We start from the raw sequence: 24,015 nt of genomic DNA, 5'->3' as shown, positions 1-24,015 counted from the left end.
AGGAACACGTGTCCCTGCGCATCACCCAACGCTGCCGCGTCGTCATCGACAACGACTGGGCCGGCGACCCGGACGGGCTGATGGCTCTGGCCCACCACCTGCTCAGCCCCGCCAACCGGGTGGATGCGGTGACCAGTTCGCACCTCAGTCCGGTGTTCGGCCCGCCCGAGGGCACGGCGGCCGCCGGAGCTGCGCTCGCCCAGGAGCTGGTCGACCTGGTGGGCACCCAGCGGCCGGTGGTCTGCGCCGGGTGCGACGTGCCGATCGGCGGGGGCGACACCTCGTCGGCGGCCGCGGACGCCATCGTCGCCGAGGCGCGGCGGGACGATGCGCTGCCGCTCTTCGTGGTCTGCGGGGGGCCGCTGACGAACGTGGCCCAGGCGCTGCGGGAGGCCCCGGAGATCGCTTCCCGGTTGACCCTGGTCTGGATCGGCGGAGCGCTGGACGCCGATGCCTTCGAGTACAACCGGGACACCGACACCGAGGCCGCCCGCGAGGTGCTGGGGCTCAAGGAGCTCGCGGTCTGGCAGTTCCCGCTGGAGACCTACCGGCGCTGCACGTACTCCGTCGCGGAGCTGGAGCACGACGTGGGCGGCGCCGGGCGGCTGGGTGCCTGGCTGTGGCGGCAGTACACCGAGCTGCCGATCCCCGACTTCATCGAGCTCGGTGAGCTGTGGCCGCTCGGCGACAGCCCACCGGTCCTGGTCACCGCCCTCGACGACGCGTCCTGCACGTGGACGGAGTCCCCGGCCGGGCCCGGACGCGCGGCCCGCCGGGTCTGCACCGACGTGGACCTCCGCCTCCTGGTCGCCGACCTGCTCGCCCGGCTCCGCCTGCACGAGCGCCGGGCGGGACACGGCGGCTGAGCGCCGCGGGGCCGGCGTCCTCGGCGCGCCGGCCTCGGAGGCGGTACTCGGCGAGGGACGCAGTCGACGTCGTGATGCCGCGACCTCCGGGGTGGACCACGGGCCCCGGGAGAGGCCGGGCAGCCGGCCGGTGGCGATCCGTACGCCAGACTGGGGAGGTGACGATCGCGCTCGACCTGTCGGCCGTCGTGCTCCCGGACCGGCATCCGGTCACGACCTTCCTCGACGACGTGCGCGCCGCGGAGCGGGCGGGCGTGCGGACCGTCTGGACCTACGACCACCTGACCTGGCCCCGGCTTGCGGACGGGCCCTGGTACGGCGCCGTGCCGCTGCTCGCCGCGGCGGCGGTCAGCACGGAGCGGGTCCGGCTCGGGACGCTCGTCGCCTCGCCGAACTTCCGCCACCCCGTCCCGTTCGCCAAGGAGCTCATGACCCTCGACCAGCTCACGGGCGGCCGGCTCGAATCGGGAGTCGGGGTGGGCACCGAGGGGCACGACGCACGGGTGCTGGGCGGGGTGCCGCTGAGCCGGGCGCAGCGGGCGGAGCGGTTCGCCGAGTGGCTGGCGATGCTCGACCGGTTGCTCCGCGAGCCGGTGGCGACGATCGACGGGACGTGGTTCCAGGCGGTGGACGCCCACCAGCTGCCGGGCTGCGTGCAGCGGCCGAGGGTGCCGTTCACCGTGGCCGCGACCGGTCCTCGCGCGCTGCGGCTGGCGGCCCGCTACGGCTCGGCCTGGGTGACCTACGGCCCGTTCGGCGCCGACGTCGGGCCGGACGAGTGGTTCACCGCCGTCGCCGACCAGAGCCGCCGGCTGACCGAGGCGCTGGAGGCCGAAGGGCGCGCGCCGGCCGAGCTGCGCCGATCGGTGCTCCTCGGGCTGGAGGTGGCGTGGCCCTTCGAGAGCCGGGAGCGCTACCTCGACACCCTGGGGCGGCTGGCCGACTGCGGCATGAGCGAGGTCGCCGTGCACTGGCCGCGGCCCGACGGGCGCGGCGTCCCCGAGGCGGCCATGTCCCTCGTCCGCGACGCCCACGGCCTGTGACGCCGGTGTCGCCCTGAGGCAGCGGCCGCTGGAGCGGCTCCCCGGGGTGCCGCACCGGGCCGTCACCTGCAGCGGCCCGGCGGGCGCGGCCCTGCACGGATCGGTCCGTCTACCGCTGGATGGCAGTGCCGGGCCGCCGCGGTGGCAGATCCCGGCAGGATCACGGGGGTGACCTCGACTCCTCCCTCCGACCCGACCGCGCTGCCGCTGGAGCGGAAGGCGGCCCTGCTCTCCGGCCAGGACTTCTGGTCCACCCCACCGATCGAGGAGGCCGGCCTGCCCTCGGTCGTGCTGACCGACGGGCCGCACGGCGTCCGACGCCAGGCGGCTGACTTCGGGCAGATCGGCCTGCTGGAGAGCCTGCCGGCCACCTGCTTCCCGCCCGCGGTCGCCGTGGGATCGAGCTGGGACCCCGAGCTCGCCGAGCGGCTGGGTGCGGCGGTCGGCCGGGAGGCCCGCGCGCTGGGCGTGCCGGTCGTCCTGGGCCCTGGCGTGAACATCAAGCGGTCGCCGCTGTGCGGGCGCAACTTCGAGTACTACTCGGAGGACCCGCTGCTCTCCGGCGTGCTGGGTGCCGCGCACGTCCGCGGGCAGCAGGGGGAGGGCGTGGGCGCCTCGGTGAAGCACTTCGCGGCCAACAACCAGGAGACCCAGCGCATGCAGGTCAGCGCCGAGGTCGACGAGCGCACCCTCCGGGAGATCTACCTGCCGGCCTTCGAGCGCGTCGTCACCGAGGCCCGGCCGGCGACGGTCATGTGCGCCTACAACAAGGTCAACGGCGTCTACGCCTCGCAGCACCGCTGGCTGCTGACCGATGTCCTCCGCGAGGAGTGGGGCTTCGAGGGCGTCGTCGTCTCCGATTGGGGCGCGGTGCAGGACCGCGTGGCCGCGTTGGAGGCCGGCCTCGACCTGCAGATGCCGGGTGACCACGGCACGGGGAACGGGCTCGTGGTCGAGGCGGTGCGGACGGGTGCCCTGGACGAGTCGGTCGTCGACCGGAGCGTGCGGCGGGTGGCCGCCCTCGCGGAGCTGGTGAACGAGCCCGCCGACGGCTTCGACGTCGACGCCCACCACGCTCTGGCCCGCGAGCTGGCGGCCGGCTGCCCCGTCCTGCTGAAGAACGACGGCGGTGCGCTGCCGCTGGCGCCCGGCGCGAGGATCGCCGTCGTGGGGGAGTTCGCCCGCACCCCGCGCTACCAGGGCGGCGGCAGCTCCTACGTCAACGCCACCCGGGTCGACGACGCGCTCGGCGCCCTGCAGGACCTGACCACGGGGCCGGTGGCTTTCGCGCCGGGGTTCTCCCTCGACGCGTCCGGCGACGCCGCGGCCCTGCGCGACGAGGCGGTCGCCGTCGCCCGGGACGCCGACGTCGCCGTCGTGTTCGCAGGGCTGGCGGACGCCGACGAGTCGGAGGGCTTCGACCGGACGACCCTCGACCTGCCCGCCGACCAGGTGGCGCTGATCAGGGCCGTGGCGGCGGTGAGCCCGCGGACCGTCGTCGTGCTCTCCTCCGGCGGCATCGTCTCGCTGGAGGGCTGGCACGACGACGTCGACGCCGTCCTCGCCGGGTTCCTGCTGGGGCAGGCCGGCGGTGGTGCGCTGGCCGATCTGCTCACCGGCGCCGTCGACCCCTCCGGCCGGCTGGCCGAGACGATCCCGCTGCGGCTGCAGGACACCCCCGCCTACCTCAACTTCCCCGGGGAGCAGGGCTCCGTCCGCTACGGCGAAGGCGTGATGGTCGGCTACCGCCACTACACGACCGTCGAGCGCCCGGTGCGCTACCCGTTCGGCCACGGGCTGAGCTACACGACCGTCGAGACCGGCGACCTGCAGGTGACCGCCACCGGCGACGACACCGCCGCGGTGGCCGTGACGGTGACCAACACCGGCGAGCGGGCCGGCCGGCACGTGGTCCAGGTGTACGTCGCGACGACGGCCGGCCCGGTTCGTCGCCCGGCCCGGGAGCTCCGGGCGTTCCGGAAGGTGTCGCTGGCGCCGGGGGAGTCCCGGACGGTCTCCGTCGAGCTCGACCGGCGGGCCTTCGCCCACTGGGACGTCCGGGAGGGCCGCTGGCTCGTGGCGCCGGGGGAGTACACCGTGCAGATCGGCCGCAGCGCCACCGACGTCGTGGCCGAGGCGACGGTGACGCTGGCCGGGGACGTCGTCGTCCCGGAGCTCACGCTCGGCTCGTCGGTGGCGGAGTGGTTCGGCCACCCGGTGGTGGGTGCCCGGTTGCTGGAGGGGTTCCTCGCCACGATGCCCGAGGGCGCCGGGGAGATGCACGACGGGATGCTGCAGATGATCGGGTCGATGCCGATGGGTCGGTTCGCCGCCGACTTCGGCTCGGCGATCCCGCCCGCCGAGCTCGACCGGCTCATGGCCGAGGCGCGAGCCGCGCGGAACGGCTGAGCCTGCTCGGCGGATGTGCGCGCAGGCCCCGTTCCAGAGCCTGGAACGGGGCCCGCGCGCACACACTCGGTCGCTAACCGTGGATCGACGTCTCGCGCGCGCCGCCGCCCGGCTGCGGCGAACCGGGCAACGCGCCGGCCTCCGGCTCGCCGTCGGCCCGCACCACCGGCAGGTCGTCCTCCGACGCGACCGCCTCACCGCGGGCGACCATGCCGGCGTAGTCCGACAGCGGGATCTCCTTCAGCGCCAGCGCCAGCAGGAACGCGACGGCCAGGACCGGCACCAGGTACCAGAACACCGGGGCGAGGCTGCTGGCGTAGGCGTCGACGATCGCGGACCTCAGCGGCTCCCCGGCCGCGTCCACCGCGGCCGGCACCAGGGTGTCCGGCGAGGTGATGCCGGCGCGGGCCGCCTGCTCGGCGTTCGTGGTGAGCGCCCCGGTCAGGTTCTCGGCCAGCCGGCTGGTGAACAGCGTGCCGAAGACCGCGACGCCCAGGGTGGCGCCGACCTCGCGGAAGTAGTTGTTCGTCGAGGTGGCGGTGCCGATCTGGGTGGCGGGCACCGCGTTCTGGGCCGCCAGCACGACGTTCTGCATGACCAGGCCGAGACCCGCGCCGAGCAGGAAGAACATCGCCCCGATCGTCCAGAGCGAGGTGTCGCCGGTGAGGCTGGTCATCCACACCATCGCCGCCGTGATCACGCCGACGCCGGCGACGGTGAAGACCTTGTACCGGCCGCTCCTGGCGATGTACACCGCCGAGCTCTGGATGGTGACGATGATGCCGGCGGTCATCGGCAGCATCAGCAGGCCGGAGTTCGCCGCGGACAGCCCGGAGGCCATCTGCAGGAACGTGGGCATGAACGCGATGGCGGAGAACATGCCCAGGCCGACGGCCAGCCCCAGCGCGGTGGCGACCACGAACGTGGGGTTGCGGAAGAGCGTCATCGGGATGATGGGCTCGGCGGCGCGGCGCTCGATCGCCACGAAGACGGCGGTGGCGGCCACCAGCGCGGCGAGCAGCGAGAGCGCCTGCCACGAACCCCAGCCGTCGCGGCCCCCGAAGTCGGTGAACAGCACCAGGGACGTCGTCGCGGCCGACAGCGCCAGGATGCCCGCGTAGTCCACCGGGGTGGTGCTCCGCTTGCGCGGCAGGGTCAGGGCGAACCAGCCGATGGCGAGCACCGCCAGGCCGACCGGCACGTTGATCCAGAACGCCCACTCCCAGCCGAACGCCGGGTGGTCGGTGAAGAACCCGCCGACCAGCGGGCCGGCGACGGCGGAGAGGCCGAAGAGCGCGCCGATCGGGCCCATGTACTTGGCCCGCTCCCGCGCCGGGACGATGTCGGCGATGATCGCCTGGGCCAGGATCATCAGCCCGCCGCCGCCGAGGCCCTGCACCCCGCGCCAGACGACCAGCCAGGTGAAGTCCGGCGACAGCGCGGCGCCGACGCTCGCGACGGTGAACAGGGCGATGGCGACGAGGAACAGGGTCCGGCGGCCCCAGAGGTCGCCGAACTTCCCGTAGACCGGCATGACCAGGGTGGTGGCCAGCAGGTAGGCGGTGGTCATCCACGCCATGTGGGAGACCCCGCCCAGCTCGCCGACGACCGTCGGCATCGCCGTCGAGACGATCGTCTGGTCCAGGGCGGCCATGAGCATGCCGGCGAGCAGGGCGCCGAAGATGGTGTTGATCCGCCGCCGGGTCAGGACGATCGGCGGGGCACCGGCGTCGGTCGGTGCCGTGGTGGGGGCGGGCAACGGAGCTCCTCGGGGAAGGACGGCGCTGCAGGCGCAGCGGCGGCTCGGGTCGGGGGTGCGGACGGCGGTGTCCGCGGCGGGTCAGCGGGTCGCAGGAGGCGGGGCGGGCAGCCCGGCGGTGAGGACGTCCCAGGCCTCGTCGACGAGGTCGGGCAGCGAGGCGGTGAAATCCGTGGCCAGCCACCGTTGCAGCGACACCCGCATGGCGCAGGCCTGCACCGAGGCCAGCAAGGTCGGGTAGACGTCGGCGTCCACCCGGGTGCCGGTGCGCTCGGCGATCGCCGCGGCCAGCGCCCGCTCGGACTCGCCGAACGCGGCGACCAGCCGCTGGACGAGCGGGGGATGGGCATCGATCACCGTCATGCGCAGCGGCCACAGCGCGGACTCGTCGGCCATCTCCCGCGCCCGCTGCCGGTGGACCGCGCGCAGCGCCTCGACCGGGGTCTCGGCGGCCGGGCGATCGGCGAACTCTGAGGCGACCTTCGTGAGGTCCGCGGGGTCGAGGCCCACCACCGCGTCGACCTTCGTGGCGAAGTAGTTGAAGAAGGTGCGGGGGGAGACCTCGGCGCGGTCGGCGATCTCCTCGACCGACACGGCGTCCAGCCCGCGTTCGGCGACGAGCTCGAGCGCGGCCCGGTGCAGCGCCAGCCGGGTGGCGAGCTTCTTCCGCTCGCGCAGGCCGTCGGTCACATCATGGGAGCATGCACGAATAATGCACTGACTGCAAGTTTGCATATCTTGCAGCGTGTTGGCGGCAGGACCTCGCGCCCGCTCGTCGCAGGCAGGTGGTCGGTCAGCCCGCCGCGGTATTCGCCGGTACGCGGATGAGGTTGTCGTAGCGGTCGGTGCGCGACTGCTTGTCGGCGTACATCCGCTCGTCGGCGCGGCGGACCAGGTCCTCCACCGAGCACGGCTCCCGCGGGTCCCAGAGCTCGGCGCCGATGGAGAACCGGAGCTCGAAGGCGGCGCTGGAGCCGGCGTTGAAGGAGTCGAGCGCGTCCTGCACCCGCGAACGGGCGGTGGCCGCGTCCGCGCCGTCGCCGAGGAGGACGACGAACTCGTCCCCCCCGAGCCGGCCGAGGACGTCGCCGGACCGGCACGCCGCCCGCAGCACCGCCGCGGCCGAGGCGATGGCCCGGTCGCCCTCCTCGTGACCCAGGACGTCGTTCACCTGCTTGAGGCCGTCGAGGTCGAGGAAGACGGCCAGCCGCGTCTCGCCGGCCCGGGCGGCCCGGGCCAGCTCCAGCTCCGCCAGCTCGAACCAGCCCCGTCGGTTGTGGATCCTGGTGAGCTCGTCGGTCGAGGCGATCACCGCCATCGCCTGTTCCCGGCGACGGCTCAGCACGACCAGCGCGGTCCCGGTGGTCAGCAGCAGGGCCAGCACGAGCAGCTGGCTGCGCAGGCTGGCCCGCTCCAGGTGCCCCTGGAAGGCCTCCCGGGTCTGCACGCTGAACACCAGCCAGCTGGTGCCGTCGACGCGCTGCCAGGCGCTGACGTGGTCGGTGCCGCTCTCGTCGGTGTCCACGATGCCGTTCCCGCCGCCGGTGCGCGCGGCCGCCAGCACCTCGGGGTAGGGCAGCGGGGCCCCGATCAGCTCCGGCTCCGGGGCGCCGACGACGAGCCCGGCGGCGTCGACGATCCAGCCCTCGCCCTCCCCGGCGGTGAAGTACTCGGTGCTGGTCTCGCGAGCCGACCAGAAGCAGACGAACAGGCCGGCGCTCCCGTCGGACAGCCGGACCGGGGCACCCAGCGCGAGGGCGGGCTCGGCGCCGATGGTCACGATCCCGGACAGCGGGACCTCGCCGGCTGCCGGATCGCGGACCGCCGCGACCAACGGCTCGAACCCCGGGTCGGTGGGGGAGGCGGCGTCGCCGGTGGGCGCGTAGGACGCCACGATCTGACCGCGGGTGTTGAAGACGGCGGCACCGAGGTCCATGGCGCCGCCCGAGGTGACGACGATCTTCTGGATCCGCGCGGCGTCCTGTTCCGCAGCCGGCCCGTCCGTGGGCGTGGCGCTGAACGGCGGGACGCCGGACTGCTCCTGGACCGTCATGACCGAGGCCAGCTGGACGAAGCCGTCCCGCACGGTCTGGGCCGTCAGCTGACCGAGGACCGCCACCTGCTGGACGCGGTCCTCCCGGTGCTGGTCGATCGCGAGCGCGCCGGCCGCGTGCGTGGACACCAGCCCGAGCACACCCATCACCCCGACCAGCAGGCCGGACACCACGAGGGCACCCCGGCTGCGCCGTCCCCCCGAGCTGGTGCTCGTGCTGTCGTGTGCCACCTCGCGCCCCTTCCGGCCGACGCAGTCCCATCGGGTGTTCCCGGCCGACCTTGAGCTACGACGCGGCCCGCGGGTGCCGGCCACCTCGTACGGGTGAGCCGGCACAGGCCGGGCGGAGGACGACCTGCCCGCAGTCCCGGCGGGTGGCAGGCTCGGGGCCGTGGTGCGCGTGGGTCTGGTGCTGGGCGGGGGCGGCGTCGTCGGGCAGGCCTACCACTCGGGCGTGCTGGCCGTGCTGCAGCACGACGTGGGCTTCGACGCGCGGACGGCCGACATGATCGTCGGGACGTCGGCCGGCTCGATCACCGGCGCCCTCCTGCGGCTGGGCGTCGCCGCCGAGGACCTCGCCGCGTGGACGGTGAAGGCACCGCTGTCCGGCGACGACGCCGTGCTCCGGCAGGTGGCCGAGGCGTCGGTGCCCGAGCTCGCGCCGTTCCGGCCCTGGGAGCTGGTACGCCGCCCGCTGCGGCTGCCCGGGCGGCACATGGTGCAGCGGGCGCTCACCCGGCCGCTGCAGTTCCGCCCGATGGCCGCGGGCATGGCGCTCCTGGCGCCGGGGCGGCGCGACGTCGTCGAGCAGCTGGCGGCGCTCCGGGAGCTGGCCGGCCCGGGCTGGCCCGACCGCGACCTGTGGGTCTGCGCGGTGCGCCGGCGGGACGGTCGCCGCGTCGTGTTCGGCCGCCCAGGTGCGCCGGAGGCGCCGCTGCACCTGGCCGTCGGGGCCTCGTGCGCGGTGCCGGGCTACTTCGCCCCGGTCACGGTCGGGCGGCACGACTACGTCGACGGCGGTGCGCACTCACCGACCAACGCCGCCGTCCTGCGCGGGCAGGGGCTGGACCTCGTCGTCGTCGTCGCGCCGATGAGCGGTCCCACCGGGTGGCGGCCCGGCGTGTTCCCGGCGGCCCGCCGCTACTCCGACCGGCTGCTGCAGCGCGAGGTGCGGGCGCTGGAGGCCGACGGCGTCGCGACGGTCGTCTTCCGGCCCGGGCCCGGTGAGCAGCTGGTGATGGGCAACGACATGATGTCGCGCACCCGGCTGGACGAGGTCGTGCAGCAGGCGTTCCTGGCGGCGGGGGCCCACGCGGCCACGCCGGAGGTTGCCGTGCTGCTCCGCGCGGCCGCCGGCCGCGGCTGATCCCTGGTCAGAACGAGGCGTCCAGCTGGGCGAGCAGCGTGGGGCCGTCCCAGGTCGGCGGCGGCATGATCCGCCGGATGGTCAGCAGCGGGTACGCCGGGTCCTGGGGATCGGCGAGCTGGAACGCCGCCCGGTAGCCGGCCGCTGCCACGTGGGGCAGCGCCTCCGGCGACCACATCCCGTGCGGGTAGGCCAGCACCTCCACCGGGTGCCCGAGGATCTCACCCAGCTCGGCCCGCGGCTGGTCCAGCTGCGTCGCCCACTCGTCGCCGGTCAGCCGGTCGACCCGCTGGTGGTCCCAGGTGTGCGCACCGATGGTCATGCCGGCCCGGTCCAGCTCGCGCAGCTGCTCGGCGCTCAGCCAGTCCTTCTTCCCGAGGACCACGGTCATCGGGAAGAAGGCCGCCGGGTAGCCGAACTCCTGGAGCACGGGGAGGCCCACCGAGTGGTGGGTCGCCGAGCCGTCGTCGAAGGTGAGCACGACGGGCCGGTCGGGCAGCGGTGCGCCGAACTGCAGGTGGTCCAGGAGCTCCGGGACGCCGATCGGGGTGCGGCCACCGTCGCGCAGCGCCTGCAGCTGGGCCCGGAAGGCCGCCGGCGGGGTGATCATCGTGCGGGCGTACGCGCTGTCCTCGGCGCGGAACTCGCGCAGCTGGTGGAAGCAGAGCACCGGCACGGTCGACCGGGCCAGCACCTCCTCCGCGGTCGCCGGGGTCGGCGGAGCGCTGGACGGAGCCGGCGTGTCCGCCGGCGTCGGCCTGCCCGGTCCCGAAGTGCGGGGGCTGCGCCCGGTGGGAGCGGCCGAGCGGTCGGCGGCCGGGCTGGAGCAGGCCCCGAGCAGGGTGGCCCCGGCCGCGGCGAGGAACGTCCGTCTGCGCACGGCCCCACCTTCGCGGGCAGCCGCCGCCGGGGCAAGGAGGCCGACCGCGGACCCCGCTGACGGGTGCCGCCGGCGGGCCCCTACCGTGCTCGGGGCGAGCCCGGGGCGGGCCGGGGACGAGGAGGTGCGGGGCCGGATGGACGCTCTCCTCCCGGGCGGGCTGCTGCCCGAGGGGCTCACCGGCGGCGTCTTCCTGCTCCTGCTGCTCGCCGCGCTGACGGCCGGGTGGATCGACGCCGTGGTCGGGGGCGGCGGTCTCGTGCAGCTGCCCGCGCTGCTGCTCGTCCCGGGGATGAGCCCCGTGCAGGCGCTGGCCACCAACAAGCTGGCGTCGGTGTTCGGCACCACGACCAGCGCCGTCACCTACTACCGCCGGGTCCACCCCGACCTGCGGACCGCCCTGCCGATGGCCGGGGTGGCCCTGGTGGGCAGCATCGCGGGGGCCTCGGTGGCCGCGGCGCTCCCGGCCGCGGTCTTCAAACCGGTCATCGTCGTCGCGCTCGTCGGCATCGCCGCCTTCACGCTGCTGCGGCCGTCGCTCGGCGAGGTGACCGAGCTGCGGCACAGCGGGCGGCGGCACCACGGCGTCGCCGCGGCGGTCGGTGCGGCCATCGGGTTCTACGACGGCATCCTCGGCCCCGGGACCGGCTCCTTCCTGGTGTTCGCGCTGGTGTCGCTCCTGGGCTACGACTTCCTGCACGCCAGCGCCAAGGCCAAGATCGTCAACGTCGCCACCAACCTGGGCGCCCTGGTCTTCTTCGTGCCCTACGGCGCGGTGTTCTGGGGCCTCGGCATCCTGATGGGCGCCGCCAACATGCTCGGTGGCTACCTGGGCTCCCGCACGGCGACCACCCGCGGCAGCGGCTTCATCCGCGTCGTCTTCCTCGTGGTCGTCACCGCGCTGATCGGCCGGCTCGGCTGGGACGTCTGGGCCGAGAACATCCGTCCGCTCGTCGACTGACCCGGCGGACGGGTGGACAGCCGGGTCGCCCGCCGACAGACTGCCGGGACGACGCGGACGGCGAGGTCAGCGGGAGGTTCGGATGCCCTATCCCTTCGACCGGGGCGGCACCGGGACCGGGCCGGACGGCATCCGCCGCTACACCGGCCTGCCGCAGAACCTGGTGCAGCTGCTGCGCGCCGCCGTCGATGCCCACCCCGACGCCGAGGCGCTGGTCGAGCTCGGCGGCGAGCGCGTCACCTACCGGGAGCTGTGGGAGCGGGCGTCCCGCGTCGCCGGCGGGCTCCGGGCGGCCGGGGTGGCACCGGGCGACCGGGTGGCGAACCGGCTGGGCAACGGCACCGACTGGGTGCTCGCCTTCTGGGGGACGCTGCTCGCCGGCGCCGTCGTCGTCCCGGTCAACACCCGGTTCGCCGAGCCGGAGGTGCGCTACGTCGTCGAGGACTCCGGTGCCGCGCTCGTCGTCGGGCCCGGCGCGGCACTGCCCGACGGCGAGCCGCTCGCCGTCACCGACCAGGGGCACACCGACCTGGCCGGGATCTTCTACACCAGCGGCACGACCGGCTTCCCCAAGGGTGCGATGACCACCCACGAGAACTTCCTGTCCAACGTCGAGACCTGCCTGCGCTGCCTCGGGCTGCCGCGGGACGAGCGGCTCTCGACGCTGATCTCGGTGCCGCTCTTCCACGTGACCGGGTGCAACTCCCAGCTGCTGGTCGTCACCGCGCTGGCCGGGACGTCGGTGATCATGCCGGCGTTCGAGGTCGGCGCCTTCCTGCGGGCGATCGAGGAGGAGCGCATCTCCGTGCTCACCACCGTCCCGGCGATCTACTGGCTGGCGCTCCAGCAGCCCGGTTTCGCCGACGTGGACACCTCGTCGGTGCGGGCGGTCAGCTACGGCGGCGCGCCGATCGCCCCGGACCTGGTGCACCGCATCAAGGCGGCGTTCCCGACGGCCCGGGTGGGCAACGGCTTCGGCCTGACCGAGACGTCCTCGGTCTCGACCTACCTGCCCGACGAGTACGCCGCCGAGCACGCCGACTCCGTCGGATTCGCCGCCCCCGTCGTCGACCTCGACGTGGCCGATCCGGACCCGGCCACCGGTGTGGGCGAGCTGCTGATCCGCGGCCCGAACGTGGTCGCCGGCTACTGGCGCAAGCCCGAGCAGACGGCGGAGACCTTCGTCGACGGGTGGCTGCACAGCGGCGACCTGGCCCGCATCGACGACGAGGGGCTCGTGTACGTCGTCGACCGCAAGAAGGACATGATCAACCGCGGCGGGGAGAACGTGTACTGCGTCGAGGTGGAGAACGCCCTGGCCGCCCACCCCGCCGTGGGCGAGGTCGCCGTCGTCGGCGTGCCCGACCCGATGATGGGGGAGAAGGTCGGCGCCGTCGTCGTCCCGCGTCCGGGGCAGGAGCTCCACCCGGCCGGCCTGCTGGCCTTCGCCCGTGAGCGGCTCGCCGACTTCAAGGTGCCGCAGTTCGTCTCCGTGCGCGCCGATCCGCTGCCGCGCAACCCCGGCGGCAAGGTGCTCAAGCCGCCGCTGCGCGAGCAGACGGACTGGCAGACCGCCCACTCACCCCGCTGAAGAAGGACCACCCTTCCCCCCACGCCTCGCCCGCTCGGCGCGGGCCCCTGAAGGGTGGCCGTCCGGAACACCGCACAACACCTGGGAGGCCCCGCAGTGCCCACCGTCGAGACCGTCCGTGGCCCGATCGACACCGCCGAGCTCGGTGCGACCCTCATGCACGAGCACGTGTTCGTGCTCTCGACCGAGCACGTGCAGAACTACGGCACCGGCGACTGGTGGGACGAGGACGAGCGGGTCGCCGACGCGGTGGCCCAGCTGAACGAGCTCAAGGCGCTGGGCATCGACACGATCGTCGACCCGACGGTGTGGGGACTGGGGCGCTACATCCCGCGGGTGCAGCGGGTCGCCGAGCAGACCGACATCAACATCGTCGTGGCGACCGGGCTCTACACCTACGACGAGATCCCGCACCAGTACGAGCACCGCGGCCCGGGGCTGCTGCTCGACCTGCCGCGTGACCCGATGGTCGACGACTTCACCGGCGACATCCGCGACGGCATCGCCGGCACCGGGGTGAAGGCCGCGTTCCTCAAGTGCGTCATCGAGGCGAAGGGGCTCACGCCGGGCGTCGAGCGGACCGTGCGCGCCGTCGCCGCGACCCACCGGGAGACGGGCGCGCCGATCACCGTGCACACCTCGTCGCACACCGGCGCCGGCCGGCTGGCGGTGCAGGTCTTCGGCGAGGAGGGCGTGGACCTCACCAAGGTCGTCATCGGGCACGCCGGGGACAGCAACGACCTCGACTACCTGAGCGAACTGGCCGAGGCCGGCTGCCTGCTCGGCATGGACCGGTTCGGCCTCGACATCTACAACCCGACCTCCTCGCGGGTGGACACCATCGTCGCGCTGGCCGAGCGGGGCTACGCCGACCGGATGGTGCTCGCCCACGACGCCAGCTGCTACATCGACTACTTCCCGGGCGCCGAGGGGCAGGCCGCGAAGCAGCAGATCGCGCCGAACTGGAACTACACGCACATCAGCAGGGACGTGCTGCCGATGCTGCGCGAGCGCGGGATGACCGAGGAGCAGCTCCACCAGATGCTGGTCGACACGCCGCGGCGCTACTTCGAGTAGGAGCTGTCGGACCACCCGGGCGCCGCCCGACGGCACGGCCACCGGATCCCCCCGGCGCATGGCCAAGGCCGGCCTCACCGGGCTGGTCCGGTCCTCGGCCGTCGAGCTGGCCCGCCACGGCATCCGGGTCAACGCCGTCCTCCCTGGGTGGATCGCCACGGACATGACCGCCGCCGCGCAGACGTCGTCGACCGTCACCGACCGGGTGATCTCGCTCGTCCCCGCCGGCCGCTGGGGCGAGCCGGACGACTTCGCCGGCGTCGCCGTCTACCTGGCCGGCGACGCATCGGTCTACCAGACCGGCAGCACCGTGGTGATCGACGGCGGCTACAGCGTCTTCTGAGCACCGGCGCCCGATGCTGCGGTCGCGGGGCGGTCGAGGCCGTGCCGACCGGCACGACCAGCCGGACCGGTCAGCAGGTGCGCGCCGGGGGTGGTGCGGGGCCGATCCGGGCCGGGCGCCGTCCCGGTGCGGCGTCCGGTGCGCTCAGCGACCCCGCGGTGGCCGGGCGCGGCGCAGCCGGCCGAGGAACCGGCCGGGCGCCGTGGCCTCCGGGCGCTCCGTCGGGAGGGCGATCGAGCCGGCCGTGCGCCGGAGCTCCGTCTCGAGGTCGGACCGCCGGCGCTCGAGCTCGGTCACGTCGGCCAGCAGCGCGGCCCGGCGCTCCGCGGCCTGCGCATCCAGGCGGTCCCGAAGCGCCGCCGCCTCGTCGTCCGCGCGCCGGCGTTCCGCCCGGGCGGTCGCCAGCATCCGGACGACCTCGTCCCTGCCCTGCACGCGGAGGTGGGCCACATCGGCCGCGGCCTGCTCCCCGAGACGAGCGGCCTGGTCGGCGGCGCGCTGCTCCACGGCGCGCGCGGCCGCCGCGCGGGCCTCCGCCTCGGCCGCGGCGTCCCGGCGGGCCTGCTCGGCGTCGTCGACCACCCGCTGCGCCGCCGCGACCATCGCCTGGGCCCGCGTGGCGGCGTCGGCGATCGTCTCGCCGGCCCGCGCCCGGGCATCCGCCAGCTCGGCCTCGGCGCGGGCCGTGAGCTCGTCGGCCTGCCTGCGGGCCGTGGCGCGGAGGGCCTCCGCCTCGGCCGTGATGCCCTCGGCCTGGTCGGCCGCCGCGGCGAGCATCGACCCGATGCGGTCCGACAGCCGCAGGAACTCGCCGCCACCGGCGGAGTGGTCGAGCAGCTGGCGCGCGTCGTCGAGCGCGGCCTGGGTCTGCAGGCAGCGGGCGAGCAGGTGCTCCCGCTCCCGGTCCGCCGTGGCGAGTTCGTCCTCCGCCCACTGGACGTAGGTGTCGACCTGGAACCGGTCGTAACCCGCCAGCGCCCGGCCGAACATCGGCGCGGCCCGGAAGATGGTGGGCAGGTCCCCGGAGACGTTCGGCGGCGTGCGCTCGGCCGGCGGTGCGCTGCCGATGACCTCGACAGCGCTCTGGTCCTGCGTCGCAGTGCTCATGCCGCTGCCTCCTCCTGTGCTGTTCCGGCGACCATCGCGCTGACGCTAGGTCGGCGGAGCGGCGGCGCGCCCGTCCAGCACGGGGCTCGTCACCCGGCGGGGTGGGGTGCGCACCCGGTCCGGCCGTCGCCTCCGGTGGCCGTCGCCCTGCGTGACGTCCCCCGGTGGGGTGAGTGGCGCCGCGCGGGCGTTCACGGCCGGCCGGCGCGGGGCACACCGTGGCGCATGGCACCGTCCAGCTCCGCCCCGGCCCCCGGCAGCATGACCGTCGACGTCCTGTTCCAGTGGGAGGTGCTGGCCACCGTCGTGCTGGTGGCGGCCGTCCTGGCGATCGCCGCCGTCGTGGCGCTGTCGGCCGCACCGGGGGCGGGCGACCGCTCCGAGTGGCAGCGCTGGCTGGCCGCGCGGTCGCGGACGGGTGCGGAGCCGGGCGGACCGCGCGCGGACGGCTGACCCGCCGCAGCGCGTCGGGCGGAGCCCGGTCAGGCCGTGGAGAGCACGACCTTGTACTGGCCGGGACGCGGCTGGATCGCCGCCGCGAAGGCGGCCTGGACGTCGTCGACCGGGTGGACGTCGCTGACGTAGACGTCGCGCAGCTCCGGGTGTGCGGCGAGGTAGGTGCCCGCGTCCCGCAGCACCCGCGCGCGCTCGAGCGTGACCCCGGCGCGCAGGGTCAGGTTCTTCCGCAGGAAGGTGATCATGTCCAGCGGGTAGACCGGGTCGTCGGGGATGCCGAAGTAGAGCAGTTCGCCGCCCGGTGCGACGGCGACCAGGCAGTCCTGCAGCGTCGTCACCTGGTGGCCGACGGCCTCGACGACGACAGCGGGCCGGTCGGCGTCGCCGAGGGACGCCGCCCACAGGCTCGCGCCGGCGGTCACCGTCTCGTCGACGCCGAAGACGTCGGCCGCGGCGCTGCGGTCGACCCGGTCGACCCCGACGACGACACCGGCGCCGCGCTGCTTGAGCACGTGGCTGAACAGCAGCCCGATGGGCCCCTGGCCGACGACGGCGACCACCTTCCCCCGCACGTCACCGAGCTGCTCGGCGGCGTAGAGGACACAGGCGAGCGGCTGCAGCATCACGGCCGTGGTCGGCGCCAGCGCGGTGTCGTAGCCGGCCAGCCCGTCGCCGTCGGTGACGACCAGCTCGGCGATCCCGTCGAAGGCGGCCGCCCAGCCGACGACCAGGTCACCGGGGGAGTGCGCGGGGTGCCGGCTGGCGACGACCTCGCCGACCACCTCGTGCAGCGGGAAACCGGGCGCCCGCGTCGTCCGGTTCGCCGGGTCCGCGGCGTGCAGGAACGGCGCGCCCTTGAAGAACGGCAGGTCGCTGCCGCAGATGCCGCCCGCCCTGGTGGCCAGCAGGACCTGCCCGTCCGCCAGGTCCTCGGCGCGCGGCGCGGTGACCTCCACCCGCTCGAAGGTGAACGGTCCGCTCAGCCGCTGCGCCCACACGCCGGTCGCCTCCCGTCGCCACGGTCGCCGTGGCGCGGCCGTCCGGGAAGTGAACCAGCGCCCGGCCCCGAGCGCAGCGGGACACCGGTCGAAGGCCGGGTCGGTGCCGCCGGGATACTGGGCAGGTCGCGCACGCGCGGCGACGCGTCGGCGCACCGGGCCGGCGGTTCCACGGTCGAGGAGGTCCCGGACGTGCCCAGAGCGCTGCTGCTGGAGAACATCGACCCGGTCGCGACCGAGATCCTCGGTGCCGCCGGTTACGAGGTCGAGTCGCTGCGGGGTGCGCTGGACGAGGCCGACCTGATCGCCGCGCTCGACGGGGTCGACGTGCTCGGTATCCGGTCCAAGACGCAGGTGACCGCCGAGGTGCTGCGCAGCCGTCCGGGCCTCTCGGCGCTGGGCGCCTTCTGCATCGGCACCAACCAGATCGACCTGACCGCGGCCGCGGCGGCGGGCGTGGCGGTGTTCAACGCGCCGTTCTCGAACACCCGCAGCGTGGTGGAGATGGCGATCGCCGAGATCATCATCCTGGCCCGGCGGCTGGTCGACCGCGACCGCGCGCTGCACGCCGGCACCTGGGACAAGTCGGCCGCCGGCAGCCACGAGATCCGCGGGCGGACGCTGGGCATCGTCGGTTACGGCAACATCGGCAGCCAGCTCTCGGTGCTCGCCGAGGCGCTCGGCATGCGGGTGCTCTTCTACGACCTCGAGGACAAGCTGGCCCTCGGCAACGCGCAGCGCTGCGAGACCCTCGACGAGCTGCTCGAGCGGTCGGAGACCGTCACGCTGCACGTGGACGGGCGGGGCGGCAACGCGGGCATGTTCGGCGCCGAGCAGTTCGCCCGCATGCGGCCGCGCAGCCTGTTCCTCAACCTCTCCCGCGGGTTCGTCGTCGACCACGAGGCGCTGCGCGAGAACATCCTGAGCGGGCACATCGCCGGAGCGGCGGTCGACGTCTTCCCCGAGGAGCCGCGCGAGCAGGGCGACGCGTTCACCTCCGTGCTGCGCGGCCTGCCCAACGTGATCCTCACCCCGCACGTCGGCGGCTCGACGCAGGAGGCCCAGCACGACATCGGGCGGTTCGTGGCCGGCAAGCTCGTCGACTACACCGCCACGGGGACGACGACGCTGAGCGTCAACCTCCCCACGGTCGTCCTGCACAGCACCTCCGCCGACCGCTTCGCGCTGCTGCACCGGAACGTCCCGGGCGTCCTGGCGCGGGTCGACGCGCTCGTCGGCGAGCACGGCCTGAACGTGGACGCCCAGGTGCTGGCCACGCGCGGGGAGCTGGGTTACGCGGTCACCGACGTCAGCGACCCGCTGCCGGCCGATCTGCTGGCCGGCCTCGCCGCCCTTCCGGAGACCGTCCGCCTGACGAGGTTCGGCTCCCGGGCGGACTGACCCGCGCGGCCTGGCCGGGGGGCCGGCGCCTCGGTACGGTCGCGGCGTGCGGCTCCCCGACGGTCTCGTGGCCGTGGTGAAGCGCGACTGCCCCACCTGCGTCCTCGTCGAGCCGGTGCTGCGGCAGCTCGGCGCCGCCGTCTGGTGCCAGGACGACGCCGGGTGGTTCGACGGTGACGACACCGGCCTGGAGCTGTCCTACCGGCTGGGCATCGAGACCGTGCCGACCCTGCTGCGCGTGGCCGACGGCGCCGAGACCGCCCGGGTGGTCGGGTGGAGCCGCGAGCAGTGGGTCGAGCTGACCGGGGTCCCGGGACTCGGTGCGGGGCTGCCCGAGCACCGGCCCGGCTGCGGCTCGCTCTCGGTGGACCCCTCGCGCGTCGACGGGCTGGAGGCCCGCTACGGCGGCAGCGGGCTGGCGAGCCGGCGGGTCGAGCTCGCCGAGCTGGAGGACGAGCACGAGGCGCTGTTCGACCGCGGCTGGACCGACGGGCTGCCCGTCGTCCCGCCGACGCCGGAGCGGGTGCTGCGGATGCTGCGCGGCACCACCCGCGATCCCGCCGAGGTCGTGGCCGTGGTGCCGCCCGACCTCGTCGAGTGCACGGTGGAGAAGGTGGCGGTCAACGCGGTCATGGCCGGCTGCCTGCCCGAGCACCTGCCGGTCGTGCTGGCCGCCCTGGAGGCCGCCGCCGCCGCGGAGTTCGCCCTGCACGGGCTGCTCGCGACGACGTACTTCTCCGGGCCGCTCGTCGTGGTGAACGGACCGGTGGCCGCGCGGATCGGCATGAACAGCGGGGTCAATGCCCTGGGGCAGGGCAATCGCGCCAACGCCACCATCGGCCGCGCCCTGCAGCTGGTGGTCCGCAACGTCGGTGGCGGCCGCCCCGGTGAGGTCGACCGGGCGACGTTCGGCAACCCGGGCAAGTTCACCTTCTGCTTCGCCGAGCGCGAGCACGACAGCCCGTTCACCCCGCTGGCCGCCGACCGCGGCGTCCCCGGGAACGCCGTCACCGTCTTCGCCGGGTCGGGCGTGCAGCCGGTGGTCGACCAGCTCAGCCGCGATCCCGGGTCGCTGGCCCGCACGTTCGCCGCGTGCCTGCGGGTCAACGCCCACCCCAAGCTGCCGATGGCGTTCGACGCGATGCTGCTGGTCTCGCCCGAGCACGGCCGGGTGTTCCGCGACGCCGGCTGGGACCGCGCGCGGCTGCTCGCCGAGCTCGAGGACCTGCTCACCCTCCCCGCCGACGAGCTGGTGCGCGGTGCCGGTGGCATGGCCGAGGGGATACCCGCCGGTCCGGCCGGGGGCGACCTGCCCAAGTTCCGGCCCGGCGGTCTGCTGGTCGCGCACGCCGGCGGCGACGCCGGGTTGTTCAGCGCGATCATCGGGGGCTGGGTGGCCGGGGAGACCGGGAGCGTCCCGGTGACCAGAGAGGTGCATGCATGAGGACCGTCCTGGACCCGACCGGGGAGCAGCGGGCGGCCGCCCGCGAGCTGCTGCCCCGCCCTGCCTCGCTGCGCGGCCGCCGCGTGGGGCTGCTCGACATCAGCAAGGCGCGCGGCGACGTCGTCCTCGATCGCCTGGCCGAGCTGCTCACCGCTGACGGGGCGGTCGTGCGCCGCTACCGCAAGCCGACCTTCGCCCGCACCGCCCCGGTGGACCTGCGGCACGAGATAGCCGAGCAGTGCGAGGTGGTCATCGAGGCACTGGCCGATTAGGGCTCGTGCACGTCGTGCAGTGTGCACGACATCGCCGACCTCGAGCGCCGCGGCGTCGTCGGGGTCTTCCTCGCCAGCGAGGCCTTCGCCGAGGCCGCCCGGGTGCAGGGTGCGGCGCTGGGCTTCCCCGCGCCGTGCGTGCTGGTGCCGCATCCGGTCCAGGACCGCACCGACGCGGAGCTGCGGTCGGCCGCGGAGTCGGCGTACCCCGCGGTGCTCGCCGCCGTCACCGCGGCCTCCGGCGGGTGACGTGGGACGCCCGCGCTGCCAGGGTGGGCCGATGACCGAGATGCCGATCAGCCGCTTCCCCCTCCGGTCCACCGGCGAGCTGCCCCCCGACCTCGCCGAGCGCTACGCGGAGGTCGCGGAGCGATCCGGGTTCCTGCCCAACGTGTTCGCCGCGCTGGCCTGGCGGCCGGACGAGGCCCGGGCGTTCTTCGCCATGCACGACGCGCTCATGGACAAGGAGACGCCGGGGCTGTCGAAGGCCGACCGGGAGCTGATCGTGGTGGCCACCAGCGCCGGCAACGACTGCCTGTACTGCGTCGTCGCGCACGGCGCCGTCGCCCGCATCCGCACGAAGGACCCGCACATCGCCGACCACGTCGCGGTCGACTGGCGCAAGGCGCCGCTGTCCCCGCGCATGCACGCCGTGCTCGCGGTGGCCACCCGCCTGGCGGCCGACCCGGCGGCGGTCACCGCCGAGGATCTGGCGGGTCTCGCCGAGCACGGGCTCACCGAGGACGACATCTGGGACGTCGGCATGATCACGTCCTTCTTCGCGCTCTCCAACCGGTTGGCGCACTTCGCGGCGATCACCCCGAACCCGGAGTTCTTCCTGATGGGCCGGCTGCCGCGGACCGCCGAGGCACCGTCCACCTGACCCTCGGGCGGGTGCGCGCTACGGTCCGCCGGTGACCGCTCCGACGACGTCCGTGCTCGCCGACGACCTCGGCTTCCCGGAGGCCCCGCGCTGGCACGCGGGCCGGCTGTGGTTCTCCGACTTCCACGACCGCGTGGTGCGCCGGATGCCCGCCGCGGGCGGCCCCGAGGTGGCGCTGGAGCTCGACGACAGCCCGTCGGGGCTGGGCTGGCTGCCCGGGGGTGACCTGCTGGTCGTCTCCATGGTGCGGCGGGCGCTGCTGCGGGTGGGGGAGGACGGCACCCGGGTGCATGCCGACCTGACCGCCGTGACCCGGTTCCGGGCCAACGACCTGCTCGTCGACGCGGCCGGCCGGGCCTACGTCAGCAGCTTCGGCTTCGACCTCGAGGGCGGCGACGCCCCCGAGGCGACCGATCTGGTCCGCGTCGACCCCGACGGCTCGGTCTCCGTCGCCGCGGCGGACGTCGTCTTCCCCAACGGCATGGTGCTCAGCCCCGACGGCCGCACCCTCGTCGTCGCCGAGACCTACGGCGCGCGGCTGACGGCGTTCGACGTCGCGCCGGACGGGGCGCTCTCCGGTCGCCGCGTCTTCGCCGAGCTTCCGGGGGTCGCCCCCGACGGCATCTGCCTGGACGCCGAGGGGCAGGTGTGGGTGGCCACCGCACGTACGCCGGAGGTGCTCCGGGTGCGCGACGGGGGAGAGGTGACCGCCCGGGTCGAGGTGGGCAGCGGCTCGCTCTCCTACGCCTGCGCGCTGGGCGGGGAGGACGGCCGAACCCTCTTCGTGTGCACCGCGCCGAGCTGGCGTCCGGGCCCGCGCGCCGGCCGCATCGAGGCCGCCCGGGTGGAGGTCGGCGCCGGCTGAGTGCCGCGGCTGGACGTGCCCTGCTCGCGCGGGCGGTGCCGCTCGGTCGCGCACGCCGCGCCGTGCGCGCAGGATCGAACCGGTTCGGGTGCGGAGAGGGAGGGCCGGATGGCGGGCAGCGGGGCGGGGTTGCGACGGCGGTGGTCGCAGGGCCGGGCCTGCCACGGGCTGTGGAACGTGCTGCCCGGGGCGGTGACCGGTGAGCTGCTCGCGCGGACCGGCGCCGACTACGTGGTCGTCGACCTGCAGCACGGGGCGACGACCGAGGCCGAGCTCCCGGGGATCTGCGCGGCGGTCACCGCCGCCGGCTCGGTGCCGCTGGCCCGCACCCGCAGCGCCCTGTTCCCCGACGTCGGGCGGCCCCTGGATCTCGGCGCCGGTGGCGTGATCGTGCCCAACGTCCGTGACGCCAAGCACGCCCGCGAGATCGTCGCCGCCTGCCGGTACGCGCCGGGCGGGGGACGGTCGGTCGGCCGGCTCTCCGGCGGGGCGGAGGAGCCGCTGGTGTTCGTGATGGTGGAGGCGGCGTCCATGCTCGCCGATCTCGACGCCGTCCTCCGCGTGGAGGGCATCGACGGTCTCTACGTGGGCCCCGGCGACCTCGCGTTGTCGCTGGAGCTGACCGGCGCCGACCGGCGGACCGAGCTGCGCACCGTCCTCTCCTCGATCATCGCCCGGGCGCGGGCCGCCGGGGTTCCCGTGGGGGTGCACGCCCGCAGCGGCGAGGAGGCGGCGGGCTTCGCCGCGGAGGGCGCCACCGTGGTCACCGTGGCCGTGGACGCCGTCTCGCTGGGCGAGGCCGCGGCGCACCACCTCGGCGTCGCCCGGGACGCCGGCCCCGGCTGACCGTCACCCGAACGCGGCGACGGTCCGGTCCAGGAAGTCGTTGCGGAAGGCGCCACGCGGATCGAAGCGGCGGACCAGCTCCCGGAACGCGGGCATCCGCGGGTACAGCGCGGCGAGCTCGTCGGCGCCCGTGGTGAAGAGCTTCCCCCAGTGCGGTCGGGCGCCGAAGGGGCGCAGCGCCGCCTCGATCTCCGGCAGCAGGGCGCGCACGGGCGCCTCCTCGGGCAGCCAGGTGAAGTGCAGCGCCAGGACGTCCCCGCCGTAGGCCGGGCTCAGCCACAGGTCGTCCGCCGCCACGGTGCGCAGCTCGCTCACCTGGAGGAGCGGGGCGATCCGCGGCGCGAGGGAGCGCAGCGCGTCGCAGGCCTGCTGCCCGTACCGGCGCGGGACGAAGTACTCGGTCTGCAGCTCGTCGCCGTTGCTGGGGGTGAAGCCGGTCCGGAAGTGCGGCAGCCGTTCGTGCCACTCGCCGGGCAGGCCGAGCTGGTCGGTCAGGTTCTCGACCGGGGTGCCGGGCAGCATGTGCGTGGGCTCCGTCGCGGCCCGGGCGCCGAAGAACTCCTCCGGCGTGACGTCGTGCTCGTCGGTGCGCGCCTTCACCCACACCTGCGTCACCTCGTGCCAGTCGGTGAACACGCTGACGCTGTAGGCGGCGTCGGCCACCGCGTCGAAGTCGGCGAACAGCCGGTCCCAGGTCAGCCCGACGAAGACGGTGGTGCGGACCTGGAAGGTCGGCTGGAAGCGCAGGCCGATCCGGGTCACCACCCCGAGCGCACCCAGGTGGACGACGGCGCCGGCGAGGTCGGGGTGGCCGGCCCCCAGCGTCACTCGCTCGCCGTCGGACCGGACGAGCTCCAGACCCGCCACCGCGGTGCTGAGCGAGCCGCTCCGGTTGCCCGACCCGTGCGTTCCGGTGGCCGTGGCCCCCACGACGGTGATGTGCGGCAGCGAGGCGAGGTTGTGCAGCGCGAAACCCTGCTCGGCCAGGCGGGGCACCACCTCGCTGTAGCGCGCGCCACCGGGGATCCAGGCGACGCCGCCGGCCTCGTCGCTGCCCCGTTCGACCGTCACCTCGCCGGGCAGCGCGTCGAGGGCCACCAGCTCGGCGGTGGTGTCGGCGATGTCGTTGAAGCAGTGCCGCGAGCCGAGCGCCTTGACCCGGTGGCCGGCGGCGACGACGGCCTGCAGCTCGGCGAGGCTGGTCGGCCGGTGCAGCCGCGCCGCGCGGTAGGAGACGTTCCCGGCCCAGTTGGTCCCCGGCCCCGCGGTACCCGCCGGGGCACCGGACGACATCTCGTGCATGCTCACTCGCGATCTGCTGGGGGAGGGCGACCGGCCGCCCGCCGGAGGAGTCGATGATGCGCGACGCGGGTCGCGCGCCCTCCGGCCGCCCCG

At 74.9% G+C, this 24,015-nt stretch carries 21 protein-coding genes and 1 pseudogene; 15 read left to right on the top strand and 7 right to left on the bottom strand.

The features are described from left to right. Window positions 1-8 precede the first annotated feature (8 nt). The 3 genes from ACI8AP_RS03870 to ACI8AP_RS03860 all read left to right on the top strand — a co-directional run bounded on the left by ACI8AP_RS03870 (window position 9) and on the right by ACI8AP_RS03860 (window position 4,318). Window positions 9-866 (top strand): nucleoside hydrolase, encoded by an 858-nt coding sequence (locus ACI8AP_RS03870; RefSeq protein WP_456588009.1) that lies wholly within the window; start codon window positions 9-11, stop codon window positions 864-866. Window positions 867-1,024: 158 nt separating this feature from the next. Then, window positions 1,025-1,909 carry an LLM class flavin-dependent oxidoreductase gene (locus ACI8AP_RS03865; protein WP_456588008.1) on the top strand — a complete coding sequence of 295 codons (885 nt, stop codon included), beginning with the start codon at window positions 1,025-1,027 and terminating at the stop codon, window positions 1,907-1,909. Window positions 1,910-2,077: 168 nt separating this feature from the next. Continuing rightward, window positions 2,078-4,318 (top strand): glycoside hydrolase family 3 C-terminal domain-containing protein, encoded by a 2,241-nt coding sequence (locus ACI8AP_RS03860; RefSeq protein ID WP_456588007.1) that lies wholly within the window; start codon window positions 2,078-2,080, stop codon window positions 4,316-4,318. A gap of 73 nt (window positions 4,319-4,391) precedes the next feature. Here the strand turns inward: ACI8AP_RS03860 and ACI8AP_RS03855 are convergent, their stop codons facing one another. The 3 genes from ACI8AP_RS03855 to ACI8AP_RS03845 form a co-directional block, all read right to left on the bottom strand. After that, window positions 4,392-6,077, bottom strand: a complete 1,686-nt coding sequence (locus tag ACI8AP_RS03855) for an MDR family MFS transporter (protein WP_456588006.1) — start codon at window positions 6,075-6,077, stop codon at window positions 4,392-4,394. 81 nt (window positions 6,078-6,158) lie between these two features. Then, window positions 6,159-6,767: a TetR/AcrR family transcriptional regulator gene (locus ACI8AP_RS03850; protein ID WP_456588005.1), complete on the bottom strand. Its 609-nt coding sequence runs from the start codon at window positions 6,765-6,767 to the stop codon at window positions 6,159-6,161. Between the two features lie 103 nt (window positions 6,768-6,870). Next, a complete protein-coding gene (locus ACI8AP_RS03845; RefSeq protein ID WP_456588004.1) occupies window positions 6,871-8,361 on the bottom strand; it encodes a diguanylate cyclase in 1,491 nt (496 codons plus the stop codon). Window positions 8,362-8,521: 160 nt separating this feature from the next. On the opposite strand from ACI8AP_RS03845, the gene ACI8AP_RS03840 reads away from it, so the two are divergent. Next, window positions 8,522-9,496 carry a patatin-like phospholipase family protein gene (locus ACI8AP_RS03840; protein WP_456588003.1) on the top strand — a complete coding sequence of 325 codons (975 nt, stop codon included), beginning with the start codon at window positions 8,522-8,524 and terminating at the stop codon, window positions 9,494-9,496. 7 nt (window positions 9,497-9,503) lie between these two features. Here the strand turns inward: ACI8AP_RS03840 and ACI8AP_RS03835 are convergent, their stop codons facing one another. Beyond that, window positions 9,504-10,376, bottom strand: a complete 873-nt coding sequence (locus ACI8AP_RS03835; protein ID WP_456588002.1) for a polysaccharide deacetylase family protein — start codon at window positions 10,374-10,376, stop codon at window positions 9,504-9,506. A gap of 136 nt (window positions 10,377-10,512) precedes the next feature. Between ACI8AP_RS03835 and ACI8AP_RS03830 the strand changes: the two genes are divergently transcribed. The 4 genes from ACI8AP_RS03830 (at window position 10,513) to ACI8AP_RS03815 (ending at window position 14,348) form a co-directional block, all read left to right on the top strand. Continuing rightward, entirely contained in the window at window positions 10,513-11,337 is an 825-nt protein-coding gene (locus ACI8AP_RS03830; RefSeq protein WP_456588001.1) for a sulfite exporter TauE/SafE family protein, read from the top strand. An 82-nt stretch (window positions 11,338-11,419) separates the two neighbouring features. Further along, window positions 11,420-12,928 carry a class I adenylate-forming enzyme family protein gene (locus ACI8AP_RS03825; protein ID WP_456588000.1) on the top strand — a complete coding sequence of 503 codons (1,509 nt, stop codon included), beginning with the start codon at window positions 11,420-11,422 and terminating at the stop codon, window positions 12,926-12,928. A gap of 96 nt (window positions 12,929-13,024) precedes the next feature. After that, window positions 13,025-14,005 (top strand): phosphotriesterase family protein, encoded by a 981-nt coding sequence (locus ACI8AP_RS03820; protein ID WP_456587999.1) that lies wholly within the window; start codon window positions 13,025-13,027, stop codon window positions 14,003-14,005. Window positions 14,006-14,063: 58 nt separating this feature from the next. Next, entirely contained in the window at window positions 14,064-14,348 is a 285-nt protein-coding gene (locus ACI8AP_RS03815; protein ID WP_456587998.1) for an SDR family NAD(P)-dependent oxidoreductase, read from the top strand. 144 nt (window positions 14,349-14,492) lie between these two features. Here the strand turns inward: ACI8AP_RS03815 and ACI8AP_RS03810 are convergent, their stop codons facing one another. Beyond that, window positions 14,493-15,455 carry a hypothetical protein gene (locus ACI8AP_RS03810; RefSeq protein WP_456587997.1) on the bottom strand — a complete coding sequence of 321 codons (963 nt, stop codon included), beginning with the start codon at window positions 15,453-15,455 and terminating at the stop codon, window positions 14,493-14,495. Between the two features lie 225 nt (window positions 15,456-15,680). Here ACI8AP_RS03810 and ACI8AP_RS03805 point away from each other — a divergent pair, with 225 nt between their 5' ends. Further along, window positions 15,681-15,908 carry a hypothetical protein gene (locus tag ACI8AP_RS03805; RefSeq protein WP_456587996.1) on the top strand — a complete coding sequence of 76 codons (228 nt, stop codon included), beginning with the start codon at window positions 15,681-15,683 and terminating at the stop codon, window positions 15,906-15,908. A gap of 29 nt (window positions 15,909-15,937) precedes the next feature. Here ACI8AP_RS03805 and ACI8AP_RS03800 read toward each other — a convergent pair whose 3' ends face one another. Further along, entirely contained in the window at window positions 15,938-16,909 is a 972-nt protein-coding gene (locus ACI8AP_RS03800; RefSeq protein WP_456587995.1) for a zinc-binding dehydrogenase, read from the bottom strand. A 192-nt stretch (window positions 16,910-17,101) separates the two neighbouring features. Here ACI8AP_RS03800 and serA point away from each other — a divergent pair, with 192 nt between their 5' ends. From serA to ACI8AP_RS03770, 6 genes and pseudogenes are all read left to right on the top strand, one after another. Further along, window positions 17,102-18,310 (top strand): phosphoglycerate dehydrogenase, encoded by a 1,209-nt coding sequence (gene serA / locus ACI8AP_RS03795; protein WP_456587994.1) that lies wholly within the window; start codon window positions 17,102-17,104, stop codon window positions 18,308-18,310. A gap of 46 nt (window positions 18,311-18,356) precedes the next feature. Next, window positions 18,357-19,754, top strand: coding sequence for a thioredoxin family protein (locus tag ACI8AP_RS03790; RefSeq protein WP_456587993.1), 1,398 nt, complete (start codon window positions 18,357-18,359; stop codon window positions 19,752-19,754). Then, window positions 19,751-20,275: pseudogene (locus ACI8AP_RS03785) on the top strand (UGSC family (seleno)protein). The gene ACI8AP_RS03790 and the pseudogene ACI8AP_RS03785 overlap by 4 nt, the downstream one beginning before the upstream one ends. A gap of 31 nt (window positions 20,276-20,306) precedes the next feature. Continuing rightward, a complete protein-coding gene (locus ACI8AP_RS03780; protein WP_456587992.1) occupies window positions 20,307-20,909 on the top strand; it encodes a peroxidase-related enzyme in 603 nt (200 codons plus the stop codon). Between the two features lie 31 nt (window positions 20,910-20,940). Then, on the top strand, window positions 20,941-21,774 hold the full coding sequence (locus ACI8AP_RS03775) for an SMP-30/gluconolactonase/LRE family protein (RefSeq protein WP_456587991.1): 834 nt from the start codon (window positions 20,941-20,943) through the stop codon (window positions 21,772-21,774). 108 nt (window positions 21,775-21,882) lie between these two features. Beyond that, window positions 21,883-22,620, top strand: a complete 738-nt coding sequence (locus ACI8AP_RS03770; protein ID WP_456587990.1) for an HpcH/HpaI aldolase family protein — start codon at window positions 21,883-21,885, stop codon at window positions 22,618-22,620. Between the two features lie 3 nt (window positions 22,621-22,623). Here ACI8AP_RS03770 and ACI8AP_RS03765 read toward each other — a convergent pair whose 3' ends face one another. Beyond that, window positions 22,624-23,922 carry a D-arabinono-1,4-lactone oxidase gene (locus ACI8AP_RS03765; RefSeq protein WP_456588024.1) on the bottom strand — a complete coding sequence of 433 codons (1,299 nt, stop codon included), beginning with the start codon at window positions 23,920-23,922 and terminating at the stop codon, window positions 22,624-22,626. Window positions 23,923-24,015 lie beyond the last annotated feature (93 nt).

This window comes from Blastococcus sp. SYSU DS1021 (assembly GCF_054050995.1).
The sequence above is the reverse complement of the archived record's forward strand: the minus strand, read 5'-3'. Positions and strand labels throughout refer to the sequence as shown.